We start from the raw sequence: 10,779 nt of genomic DNA, 5'->3' as shown, positions 1-10,779 counted from the left end.
AGCGCCGCGCGCGACCGCCACGCGGCCCGCGGCCACCCGCCCGGCCGCCAGCCCGACCCCGGCCGCCAGCCCGACCCCGGCCGCCGCCACCCCGGAACCCGCGGCCGAGGAAAGCCCGGCGACCGAGGCTCCGGCAACCGCCACGCCGGAAACCGCCGCCCCCGAGGCGACGACCCCCGAGACGACGACCCCCGAGCCCTCCACGACGGAGATCCCGGCGACCCGGCTTCCGCCGCCCGTGACCGAGAGCCCCGCCCCGGCGGCACCGGAACCCGACGCGCCCGCGAGCGATGCCGAAACCCCGGCGCCCGCCGGCTCGGGCGCGGCCGGCGGCAGCCCGGCGACGGTTCCGGCCCCGACCCTGCGCCTGCCCGCGACCCCGCCGGGCGTCGAGGACGGGGGCGAGAACGGCGGCGACACCGACGGCGCGCCCGAGGACGAGTGACACCCGCTTCCTGCCGCAGCGATGCGGCAGGAAGGACGCAGTCCGCCGCGGAAAGCAGCCAGGTGGGCTTTCCCTGAAAGCTGCTGCGGCTATGATCGCCCCATTCGTCGCGACAAGGATCCATTCGATGCGCCGCTCACCGCTTGCCAGACGCCTGATGGCCTCGACCCTGCCGGTCACCATGCTGATCGGATCGGTCTCGGGCACCGCCGTGGCCGAACCGATGATCGCCCGGAACATGTCCACCTACGGGATGCCGGGCGGGATCGACACGCCCACCGCCGAGACGCTGCCCGACGGCACGCTTGGCGCGACCGTCTCGTGGTCGGACTATGCGCGGCGCGGCAATGTCGTCTTCCAGGTGCTGCCGGGCCTGACCACGGTGCTGCGCTATGCGCGGGTCGAGGGCATCAACGACTATCGCCAGGACGGCTATATCTCGGACCGCTCGCTGGATATCCGCTATCAGATCCTGGACGAGCAGGGCTGGCGCCCCGCCATCGCGGTCGGGTTCCAGGACGTGCTGGGCACCGGCGTCTATTCCGGCGAATACATCGTCGCGACCAAGACCATCACGCCGACGATCCGCGCCTCGGCCGGCCTGGGCTGGGGCGTGCTGGCCGGCAAGCCGCGCACCATCGACGTGAACGACGAGGGCGGCACGCTGAATGCCGACGACTGGTTCTCGGGCGGTCCCAAGCCCTTCGCCTCGGTCAGCTGGCAGGCGACCGACCGGCTGAACCTGGTCGCCGAATATTCGAACGACATCTATTACACCCGCTACAGCGACGGCCGCGAATGGCAGCAGGGCGACGAGGAGCCGGGCAGCAAGCTGAACCTCGGCGCCTATTACAGCTTCGGCCGCTCCTATCAGGTCGGGCTCTACACGATCGGCGGCGAGACCTTCGGCGCCCAGTTCACCGTCGCCCTGAACCCGCGCGAGGCGCCCTATCCCTCGGGCCTGGAAAAGGCCCCGGCCCCGGTGCGCCCGCGCCCCGCCCCCGCCGCCGATCCCGAGGGCTGGTCGGGCCAGTGGTCGCAGGATCCGACCGCCCAGCCCGCCATCCAGACGGCGCTTGGCGACGCCCTGTCCAAGGAAGGGCAGGTGCTGGAATCCATGGCGCTGTCGGCCAACCGGGCGGAGGTGCGCATCGACAACCGCCGCTATATCAGCCAGGCCGAGGCCGTGGGCCGCACCGCCCGGCTGATGACCCGCGCCCTGCCGCCCTCGGTCGAGACCTTCGTCATCACCTCGACCGCCCAGGGGATGCCGACCTCGTCGGTCACGCTGCGCCGCTCGGATGTCGAGCGGCTGGAGAATACCGAGGCCGGTCAGATCGCCGCGGCCTCCACGCTCAGCGATGCGCCGCGCAACGTTCCCGGCCTGGTCCAGAGCGAGGGCATCTATCCGCGCTTCCGTTGGTCGCTGAAACCCTATGTCGAGCTGGGCATCTTCAGCGCCGAGGACGGGCTGACCTACGAGGCAGGCGCCGAGGCCCGCGCCAGCTACGAACTGATGCCCGGCCTGGTCCTGACCGGCGCCCTGCGCCAGCGCGCCTTCGGCGACATGGACCGGCGCGGTCCGGGCATCCCCGGCCAGCGGGGCGAGCATTACGATCCCGATTTCTACGAGGCCAATCCCGAACTGGAGACCACGCCCGAGGGCGTGCCGCGGGTGCGCTCGGATTCGCGCATGTATCGCGACAACAGCAGCCCGACGATCCCGGAACTGACGCTGGCCTGGTATGCCAAGCCCACCGACACGGTCTATACCCGCGTCACCGGCGGGTTGCTGGAGCGCGGCTATGGCGGCGTCTCGGCCGAGGCGCTGTGGAAGCCCGCCGGCTCGCCGCTGGCCCTGGGGGCCGAGATCAACCATGTGAAGAAGCGCGATTTCGACGGGCTGTTCGATTTCCGCGACTACGAGGTCACGATGGGCCATGTCTCGGCCTATTACGAGTTCTCGCAGGGGTTCGCCCAGGGCTTCACCGCGCAACTGGATGTCGGCAAGTATCTGGCGGGCGACCTGGGCGCGACCGTCAGCCTGACGCGGGAATTCGCCAATGGCTGGCGCGTCGGCGCCTATGCCACCAAGACCGACATGAGCGCCGAGGAATTCGGCGAGGGCAGCTTCGACAAGGGCATCATGCTGTCGATCCCGCTTGGCTGGGCGACCGGCCAGCCCTCGCGCGAGCGGGTCTCGACCACGCTGCGGTCGCTGTCGCGCGACGGGGGCGCGCAGCTGAACGTCAACGGCCGTCTCTACGACCGGATCCGCGACAGCCATTCCGTCGAACTCTATGAAGGCTGGGGGAGGTTCTGGCGATGAACGGCGCTTTCAAGATCACGCTGGCGGCCGGGCTGCTGGCCGGGCTTTCCGGTTGCGGCAACGATGCCGATGGCGGCGGCCCCCTGGGCGCGCTGGCCGAGACCGCCGGCCAGGTCGTCGCCGAGCAGCGCGGCGCTGGCGCGGATCAGCCCGCCGCCCCCGCCCGGACGCCCGAACAGGCCGCGGCCGAGGCGCTGCGCGTCAATCCCGGCCCGCTGATCATGGCCGGCTTCGAGTCGCTGGGGCGCAACCAGGTCATGGCCATGACCGGCCAGAACGGCGCCATGCGCACCTACATGACCCCCTCGGAAGAGGCGCTGATCCTGCGCGGCGGGATGCTGGTCGGCACGCGCGGGCTGGGCAACGACCTGTCGGTGGCCGAGCCGCAGACCGAGGCGCTGATCCGCGCCGGGGGCTCGGGCTCGGGCACGCGGGTGATGCGCTATTACAGCGGCGACGGGCTGGAACGCCCGCTCAGCTTCGACTGCACGGTCGGTCCCGGCCCCAATCCGGGCGTGGTCGTGGAAAACTGCGAAGGCCACGGCATCAGCTTCCAGAACAGCTACATGCCGCAGGGCGGCCAGATCGCCGTGTCGCGCCAATGGATCGGCCCGGCGCTGGGTTACGTCACCATCCAGACGCTGCGCCCCTGAGCGGCCCGGAAAACGCCCCCAGAGAGACATCCAGACCGGCCCGGCGGGGCCGGTTTTTCCTTGCGCGCGATCCGCTGTTGGTGACGAGATCCGCTGTTGGTGACGATCCGCGATGCGCAAATGAAGAAGGGCTGGCACGAGGCCAGCCCTTGAAAACCGTTCGGAACCCGGGTTCCGTTCGGAGATCAGCTGTCGTCGTCGTCCGAGGCGATGGCCGCGATCACGCCCAGCAGCAGCAGGGCGGGAACGACCAGACCAGCGTTGGTCGTGGCGGCACGCTCTTCGACGACGACGGGCTCGACTTCGACGACGGGGGCGACATAGCCACCGGCCAGAGCCGAGGAAGCGGTCAGGCCGAGGGCGGCCGCGAAAGTAGCGAATTTGGTCATGATCATGCTCCGTTTCGTTGAAAGCTGCCGTCTCCGGCAACATCGCTGCGACAGTTGCACAAACCCGAACGGTTGAAAAGCAGCATTAAATCAAATCCCCCTAGGGCTTGCGGCCACTGTTGCATAATCGCCAACACGCTCGGCGGCCCCCGGTTCCGCCCCGTTTCGCCTGCCCTGCCGGGGGTGTTGCCGGCTTGCATCAAAACCGTCGCAACCACTCTGACGATGCAGGGAAATTGGCGGCTTACGGCGGTCAGGCGCCCGTTTCGGACAGCCGCAGCCGGATTCCGAGAGGCGGAATTCCGGGTGGATTTTGAACTGCTTGGTCGGGCAAGGTTCCGCCTGCCAGCGGCAGATTCTTGCTATTGGCGCAGGCAGGCACGACCGCCCCCCCCGGCCGGGTGCGCCGATTCGCAGGCCGGTTCAGCCGCCCGCCGCGCAGGCTGGTTCAGTCGCCCGCTGCGCAGGCCGGGCACAAGCCCAGCACCTCGACCGTGCTGCGCTCCATGACGAAGCCCGACTCGGCGGCAAGCTCGGCCAGGACGTCGCGGATGCGGGCGCCGGGCAGTTCCGCCACCTTGTCGCATTTGCGGCAGATCAGGAAGGCCGGCGTGTGTTCATGGCCCGGATGCAGGCAGGCGGCGAAGGCGTTCAGCCGCTGCAGGCGATGCACCAGCCCGTGCTGGGCCAGGAACTCCAGCGCCCGGTAGGCGACCGGCGGCTGGCGGCCGAAGCCTTCCTCGGCCAGCCGGTCCAGGATCTCGTAGGCGCCCATCGCGCGGTGGGATTCCAGCAGGATCTCCAGCGTGCGCCGCCGTACCGGGGTCAGCCGCGCCCCTTCCGAGGCCAGACGCTCCAGCGCCTCTTCCAGCGCCCGCGACTCGCAGGCCTGGTGGTCATGGGGGCTGAAGGCCGTATCGGCGGCCGAAGCGGTCGGGTCGGTCACGAGATGTTATCCTCTTACCTTGGGGCGCCTGCCCATATGACATGGGAAGCCCCTCGCCCGCAACAAAGCCCGCAGCGGAAGGTCGGCCGCCCCGCGGAAGGGCCTGTGGCGGAGACCCGCAATACCCGACTCTTTCTCTTTGACATTCCCTAGGGAATTTGTCAGATTTCCGCCTGACCGAATTTGCCAGCCAAGAGGCCGAACCATGACTGCCGCGCGACCCGCAGAATTTCCCCGTCCCGGAACCAGTGCGCTTTCGCGCATTCCCCAGCATGAGGCCACGACGCTGACGCGCGGCGGGAATCAGGCGCTGATCGTGCTGGACGACCAAGTCTATCAGCTGCGCATCACCCGCGCGGGAAAGCTGATCCTGACGAAATGAGAAAGGGGCGCCTCGCGCCCCTTTTTCGTTCCTGCGGTTTCGTTCCTGCGGCGGACAGGCCACGGCGGCTCAGCCGCGCGGCTTGCCCGAGGGACGCCCCGAAGGCTTGCCGCCCCTTGGGCCCTGAGGACGGGAACCTTGAGGACGAGGCCCATCCGGGCGGGGGCCGCCACGGCCACGATCCGGGCCGCCCTTGCCCTCGCCGCCCTTCCCTGCGCCACGCGACCCCTTGAAGCCCGGTTTCCCGCCCGGCTTTCCCTCCGGCCTGGCGCCGAATTTCCCGGCCGGACGCCCCTCGCCCGCGGGCTTGTCGAAGCGCCCGCCCGCCGCCGGCTTGCCATCCGCGGCCTTGCGGGGGCCGGAGCCGGCCGGACGCTCGGCACCGAAGCTGCGGCGCGGACGCTCTGCCCAGTCGCCCTCGGCCGCGCGCGGCCTGTCGCCCTGCCCGCGTTCCGCCTTGCCGCCCCATGACTTGCCACCCGCTGCCCTGGGCCCGCGCGCGGCCTCCCCGTCGCGGCGCGGCTTGCCCCTGGCCTCGGCCGAATCGGCCCGGCCCTCGTGGCGCGGCTTGCGCGGGCCATCCTTGCGCGGCCCCTCGCCGCGCGGACCGTCCTCGCGCCCGCGGGTCCTGCCCGCATCGCGGTCGCGAAAAGCCCCGGCGCCGCGCGGACGCATCTCGCGCTCCTTCTCCTCGGCCTCGCCGGTCAGCAGCCCGCCAAGCTGGTCGCGCAGCACCCGGCGCTTGACCTCGACCACCTGGTTCTTCTCCAGCCCGGTCAGGCGGAAGGGGCCATAGCCGATGCGGATCAGCCGGTTCACCTGCAGCCCGACATGGGCCATGGCGCGGCGGATCTCGCGGTTGCGGCCCTCGCGGATGCCCACGGTCAGCCAGGCATTGGCGCCCTGCTGGCCGTCCAGGCGGATCTCCATCGGCGCGAATTCCTCGCCGTCGATGGTCGCGCCCCGGCGCAGCGGCCCGAAGGTCAGGTCGTTGGGCTGGCCGTTCACCCGCACCCGATAGCGGCGCAGCCAGCCGGTCGCGGGCAGCTCCAGCCGCCGCTTCAGCGCGCCGTCATTAGTCAACAGCAGCAGCCCCTCGGAGTTCAGGTCCAGCCGGCCGACGGTCATCACGCGCGGCAGATCGCGCGGCAGCGCGTCGAAGACCGTCTGCCGCCCCTTCTCGTCGGCCTCCGATGTCACCAGCCCGACCGGCTTGTAGTAGAGCCACAGCCGCGTCTCCTGCTTCTCGTCCAGCTTCTTGCCATCCACCGTGATCCGGTCCGAGGGCAGCACGTCCAGCGCCGGGCTGTCGATCACCTTGCCGTTCACGCTGACCCGGCCTTCCAGGATCATCCGCTCGGCCTCGCGGCGGCTGGCCACGCCGGCCCGCGCCATCACCTTGGCGATGCGGTCGGCCTCGGCGGGCTTCTGAGGGTCCTGGGGGGTGGAAGTGCTGTCGTCGGTCATGGCGAGATCTCCTGCGCATCGCTGCGGTGGCAAAGGCGCCTTTCTACGCCCTGCGCGCCGCCGAAGGAAGGGTTGTTTTGCCCGCTTGCCTTGCCGGGTCCGGCTTGCGACAAGCGGGGCATGGCGGATTTCACCTCGCATATGGCGCAGGCCCTGGCCGAGGCGCGGGCGGCGGCCGAACGCGGCGAGGTGCCGGTGGGCGCGGTCGTGATCGCCCCCGACGGGCGCGTCGTGGCGGCGGCGGGCAACCGCACCCGCGCCGATCGCGATCCGACCGCCCATGCCGAGATCCTGGCGATTCGCGCGGCCTGCGCGGCGCTGGGGTCGGAACGGCTGCCCGGCCACGCGCTGTGGGTCACGCTGGAGCCCTGCCCGATGTGCGCCGCCGCGATTTCCGCCGCGCGGATCGAGCGGCTGTATTTCGGGGCCGAGGACCCGCGCATGGGCGGCGTGATCCATGGCGCGCAGATCTTCCGCCATCCGCAATGCCACCACCGGCCGCAGGTCTATGACGGCATCCGCGCCGCCGAAGCCCGCGCCCTGCTGCAATCCTTCTTCGAAAGCCGCCGATGATGAAACATGTCGTTTTCGACCTGGGCCAGGTCCTGATCAGCTGGTTCCCCGAACGCGCCTTCGCGGCGCATTTCAGCGACCGCGACGCGATCCGCGACTGGATGGCTCGGGTCGATTTCGACGGCTGGAACCGCCTGCAGGACGGCGGCCGCCCGCTGGCCGAGGGGCTTGCCGCCGCCCGCGCGGCCTTCGGCGATGCGGCGGCGCCGCTCATGGATTACACGCAGGCCTTTCCCGCGACCATCACCGACCCCGTTCCCGGCAGCTGGGAGATCGCCGCCGAATTGCAGGCCGCCGGGCACCGCCTGTTCGCGATCACCAACTGGTCGGCCGACAACTGGCCCGCCGCCCTGGCGCGCTATCCCGGACTGACCCGGCTTTTCGAGGATATCGTCGTTTCCGGGATCGAGCGCCTGCTGAAGCCCGAGGCGGACATCTACCTGGCGCTGACCCGCCGCAACCGCGTCGCGCCCGAGGATTGCCTGTTCATCGACGACAGCCCCGCGAATGTGGCCGGCGCCCGCGCGGTCGGGATGGAGGCGATCCGCTTCACCGACGCCCCCGCCCTGCGGCGCGACCTGGCCGCGCGGGGCCTGCTTCCGCCGTCCTGAACCCGACGACCCGCGCGGCCCTCCGGTCGCGGCGACCGTGCCGCCGGCAGCCCGATCCGGGCGGCGGGAATCAACCCGTCAGGGCCCGTCCGCCGGCCTTCTTGCGCCAATGTGATCACGGCCTTTCCGCGTGTGATCACATTGAGCGCATTCCCTCCAATTTTCGCCATTTTCCCCGAAATTCGTTTCTTTTCGCGCCGGGATTGTGCCAGAAGGCCGCAAATCAGTGAACCGAATGAGGGGGTCGCGATGAACATCCACGAATATCAGGCCAAGGCGCTGCTGCGCCAATACGGCGCGCCGGTCAGCGATGGCCGCGTGGTCGTGAAGGCCGACGAAGCCAAGACCGCGGCGGGCGAGCTGGACGGGCCGCTCTGGGTGGTCAAGGCGCAGATCCATGCGGGCGGTCGCGGCAAGGGTCACTTCAAGGAGGCCGAGGCCGGCGAGAAGGGCGGCGTGCGCCTGGCGAAATCGGTCGAGGAGGCCGAGGAGCTGACCCGCCAGATGCTGGGCCGCACCCTGGTCACGCACCAGACCGGCCCGGCCGGCAAGCAGGTCAACCGCATCTATATCGAGGATGGCAGCGACATCTCGCGCGAGCTGTACCTGGCGCTGCTGGTCGATCGCGGCACCTCGCGCGTCAGCTTCGTCGCCTCGACCGAGGGCGGCATGGATATCGAGGAAGTCGCGGCCTCGACCCCGGAAAAGATCGTCAGCTTCAGCGTCGACCCGGCATCCGGCCTGTCGGATTTCCACGGCCGCCGGGTGGCCTTCGCGCTGGGTCTGGAAGGCGCGCAGGTCAAGCAATGCGTGGCGCTGGTCAGGAACCTGTATCGCATGTTCATCGAGAAGGACATGGAGATGCTGGAGATCAACCCGCTGATCGTGACCACCGACGGCAACCTGAAATGCCTGGACGCGAAGATGGGCTTCGACAACAACGCGCTCTATCGCCAGGCCGACGTGCTGGCCCTGCGCGACGAGACCGAGGAAGACCCGAAGGAACTGGCGGCCTCGAAGTTCGACCTGAACTATATCGCGCTGGACGGCGAGATCGGCTGCATGGTCAACGGCGCCGGCCTTGCCATGGCGACGATGGACATCATCAAGCTCTACGGCGCCGAGCCCGCGAACTTCCTGGATGTCGGCGGCGGCGCGACCAAGGAGAAGGTGACCGAGGCGTTCAAGATCATCACCTCGGACGAGAACGTCAAAGGCATCCTGGTCAACATCTTCGGCGGCATCATGCGCTGCGACATCATCGCGGAAGGCATCATCGCCGCCGTGAAGGAGGTCGGGCTGCAGGTCCCGCTGGTCGTGCGGCTGGAAGGCACCAATGTGGAGCTGGGCAAGCAGATCATCGGCGAATCGGGCCTGAACGTGATCGCGGCGGCCGACCTGTCGGACGCGGCGCAAAAGATCGTCAAGGCGGTGAAGGGGTGATACGCGGCATCGTCGCCCTCGTGATTGCGCTGACTGTTGCCGGCTGCACTGAAACCGTTGATCCCCAGGGAACCACGGCAACGCGGCCTGCAGACTTCACGCGGGTCGCCTATGACGAGGTGGCCGAAGCCCGAAAGCTGACCAATATCTGCGTCAAGGCGGAATTCGAAGGGGTGAACGCCTTGGCTCCCCTGACGCAGGACGGGTATCAGTATATTCGCGGTGGCGGCGATGCCGTCTTCCTTAAGGAAGCACCCAAATCCCAGATGCTGGAATTCGTTCGCAGCATCGGAGTTCGCAAGAAAAACGAGAGGCTGAGCTGCACGATCCACGTTCGCCCCTATACACGCGGCGCAGGAATTCTGGCCGCGGCAAGGGCCGAGCTGCTTCAACAGGGCTGGACACAGATTCCGGCCGGGCGAGGCAAGGCGGACTGGTTCACGAAAGATGGCCGAACCGTCTCGGTTCTTGGCTGGGTTCCCGGCGGGCAGGCGAGATATGCCACTGGGGCCGAAATCAGTTTCTCGAAGGTTACGAATTGAACAAGTGCCCGGTGTCGGGCGCGCTGGAATGTCAACGCAAGGAAGCCAAAACATGGCCGTTCTCGTTAACAAGAATACCAAAGTCATCTGCCAGGGGATCACCGGGTCCCAGGGCACCTTCCACACCGAGCAGGCGATCGCCTATGGCACGCGGATGGTCGGCGGCGTGACGCCCGGCAAGGGCGGCACCACGCATCTGGACCTGCCGGTCTTCAACAGCGTGCATGAGGCCGTCGCGAAAACCGGCGCCAATGCGACCGCGATCTATGTGCCGCCCCCCTTCGCGGCGGATTCGATCCTCGAGGCCATCGACGCCGAGATCCCGCTGATCGTGGCGATCACCGAGGGCATCCCGGTCCTGGACATGATGCGCGTCAAGCGCGCGCTGCTGAACTCGAAGTCGAAGCTGATCGGCCCGAACTGCCCCGGCATCATGACGCCGGACGAATGCAAGATCGGCATCATGCCGGGCTCGATCTTCAAGCGCGGCTCGGTCGGCGTGGTCTCGCGTTCCGGCACGCTGACCTACGAGGCGGTCAAGCAGACCTCGGACGTGGGGCTGGGCCAGTCCTCGGCGGTCGGCATCGGCGGCGACCCGATCAAGGGGATGGAGCATATCGACGTGCTGGAGATGTTCCTGGACGATGACGAGACCACCTCGATCATCATGATCGGCGAGATCGGCGGTTCGGCCGAGGAAGAGGCCGCCGAATTCCTGGCCGAGCAGAAGAAGAAGGGCCGCTGGAAGCCGACCGCGGGCTTCATCGCCGGCCGCACCGCGCCTCCGGGCCGCCGCATGGGCCATGCGGGCGCGATCGTCTCGGGCGGCAAGGGCGACGCGGAATCGAAGATCGAGGCCATGAAGCGCGCCGGCATCGTCGTCGCCGACAGCCCCGCGGGGCTGGGCGAAGCGGTGCTGAAGGCGATCAAGGGCTGATGATTTGACAGACTGCGCCCCCCACCTAAGTATGGGCGCAGTCACAACAGCCACCGGGGGAC

General features: G+C 69.0%; 11 protein-coding genes and 1 pseudogene. 9 read left to right on the top strand and 3 right to left on the bottom strand.

The genetic code is table 11. The annotated features are described in order from the left end of the window. The 3 genes and pseudogenes from C9E82_RS24575 to C9E82_RS16710 form a co-directional block, all read left to right on the top strand. Positions 1 to 445 (top strand): annotated as a pseudogene (locus tag C9E82_RS24575) (hypothetical protein); the annotation flags it as partial. A 157-nt stretch (positions 446 to 602) separates the two neighbouring features. Beyond that, positions 603 to 2,774 carry a YjbH domain-containing protein gene (locus C9E82_RS16715; RefSeq protein WP_244936036.1) on the top strand — a complete coding sequence of 724 codons (2,172 nt, stop codon included), beginning with the start codon at positions 603 to 605 and terminating at the stop codon, positions 2,772 to 2,774. Next, complete coding sequence (locus C9E82_RS16710) at positions 2,771 to 3,427, top strand: YjbF family lipoprotein (protein WP_119900385.1); 657 nt, start codon at positions 2,771 to 2,773, stop codon at positions 3,425 to 3,427. Before C9E82_RS16715 ends, C9E82_RS16710 begins: the two co-directional genes overlap by 4 nt. Positions 3,428 to 3,612: 185 nt before the next feature. Here the strand turns inward: C9E82_RS16710 and C9E82_RS16705 are convergent, their stop codons facing one another. Further along, positions 3,613 to 3,822: a hypothetical protein gene (locus C9E82_RS16705; protein ID WP_119900384.1), complete on the bottom strand. Its 210-nt coding sequence runs from the start codon at positions 3,820 to 3,822 to the stop codon at positions 3,613 to 3,615. Positions 3,823 to 4,264: 442 nt separating this feature from the next. Continuing rightward, on the bottom strand, positions 4,265 to 4,762 hold the full coding sequence (locus C9E82_RS16700) for a Fur family transcriptional regulator (RefSeq protein ID WP_119900383.1): 498 nt from the start codon (positions 4,760 to 4,762) through the stop codon (positions 4,265 to 4,267). 205 nt (positions 4,763 to 4,967) lie between these two features. Between C9E82_RS16700 and hemP the strand changes: the two genes are divergently transcribed. Further along, positions 4,968 to 5,144 carry a hemin uptake protein HemP gene (gene hemP, locus C9E82_RS16695; protein ID WP_119900382.1) on the top strand — a complete coding sequence of 59 codons (177 nt, stop codon included), beginning with the start codon at positions 4,968 to 4,970 and terminating at the stop codon, positions 5,142 to 5,144. Between the two features lie 69 nt (positions 5,145 to 5,213). Here hemP and C9E82_RS16690 read toward each other — a convergent pair whose 3' ends face one another. Further along, the gene (locus tag C9E82_RS16690) at positions 5,214 to 6,611 is read right to left on the bottom strand and encodes a pseudouridine synthase (RefSeq protein ID WP_119900381.1); all 1,398 of its coding nucleotides are present in this window, start codon (positions 6,609 to 6,611) and stop codon (positions 5,214 to 5,216) included. A gap of 120 nt (positions 6,612 to 6,731) precedes the next feature. Between C9E82_RS16690 and C9E82_RS16685 the strand changes: the two genes are divergently transcribed. From C9E82_RS16685 to sucD, 5 genes are all read left to right on the top strand, one after another. After that, positions 6,732 to 7,184 (top strand): nucleoside deaminase, encoded by a 453-nt coding sequence (locus C9E82_RS16685; protein WP_119900380.1) that lies wholly within the window; start codon positions 6,732 to 6,734, stop codon positions 7,182 to 7,184. Continuing rightward, entirely contained in the window at positions 7,184 to 7,795 is a 612-nt protein-coding gene (locus tag C9E82_RS16680) for an HAD family hydrolase (protein WP_119900379.1), read from the top strand. Before C9E82_RS16685 ends, C9E82_RS16680 begins: the two co-directional genes overlap by 1 nt. Before the next feature lie 249 nt (positions 7,796 to 8,044). Further along, positions 8,045 to 9,238, top strand: coding sequence for an ADP-forming succinate--CoA ligase subunit beta (sucC, locus tag C9E82_RS16675; RefSeq protein WP_119900378.1), 1,194 nt, complete (start codon positions 8,045 to 8,047; stop codon positions 9,236 to 9,238). Beyond that, positions 9,235 to 9,780, top strand: a complete 546-nt coding sequence (locus C9E82_RS16670; RefSeq protein ID WP_119900377.1) for a hypothetical protein — start codon at positions 9,235 to 9,237, stop codon at positions 9,778 to 9,780. The genes sucC and C9E82_RS16670 overlap by 4 nt, the downstream gene beginning before the upstream one ends. Positions 9,781 to 9,832: 52 nt before the next feature. Beyond that, positions 9,833 to 10,717: a succinate--CoA ligase subunit alpha gene (gene sucD, locus C9E82_RS16665; protein WP_119900376.1), complete on the top strand. Its 885-nt coding sequence runs from the start codon at positions 9,833 to 9,835 to the stop codon at positions 10,715 to 10,717. Positions 10,718 to 10,779 lie beyond the last annotated feature (62 nt).

Origin of the sequence: Paracoccus sigandri (assembly GCF_003709565.1) — a bacterium.
GTDB classification, from domain to species: Bacteria; Pseudomonadota; Alphaproteobacteria; order Rhodobacterales; family Rhodobacteraceae; genus Paracoccus; species Paracoccus siganidrum.
Note: the sequence above shows the minus strand (reverse complement) of the source record. Positions and strands in the feature narration are given on the sequence as shown.

What these genes read in the sequence shown, in the direction of transcription:
- C9E82_RS16715 (WP_244936036.1), top strand. Translation starts at nt 603, where the DNA reads ATGGCCTCGACCCTGCCGGTCACCATGCTGATCGGATCGGTCTCGGGC.
- C9E82_RS16710 (WP_119900385.1), top strand. Translation starts at nt 2,771, where the DNA reads ATGAACGGCGCTTTCAAGATCACGCTGGCGGCCGGGCTGCTGGCCGGG.
- C9E82_RS16705 (WP_119900384.1), bottom strand. Translation starts at nt 3,822, where the DNA reads ATGATCATGACCAAATTCGCTACTTTCGCGGCCGCCCTCGGCCTGACC.
- hemP (WP_119900382.1), top strand. Translation starts at nt 4,968, where the DNA reads ATGACTGCCGCGCGACCCGCAGAATTTCCCCGTCCCGGAACCAGTGCG.
- C9E82_RS16690 (WP_119900381.1), bottom strand. Translation starts at nt 6,611, where the DNA reads ATGACCGACGACAGCACTTCCACCCCCCAGGACCCTCAGAAGCCCGCC.
- C9E82_RS16685 (WP_119900380.1), top strand. Translation starts at nt 6,732, where the DNA reads ATGGCGGATTTCACCTCGCATATGGCGCAGGCCCTGGCCGAGGCGCGG.
- C9E82_RS16680 (WP_119900379.1), top strand. Translation starts at nt 7,184, where the DNA reads ATGAAACATGTCGTTTTCGACCTGGGCCAGGTCCTGATCAGCTGGTTC.
- sucC (WP_119900378.1), top strand. Translation starts at nt 8,045, where the DNA reads ATGAACATCCACGAATATCAGGCCAAGGCGCTGCTGCGCCAATACGGC.
- sucD (WP_119900376.1), top strand. Translation starts at nt 9,833, where the DNA reads ATGGCCGTTCTCGTTAACAAGAATACCAAAGTCATCTGCCAGGGGATC.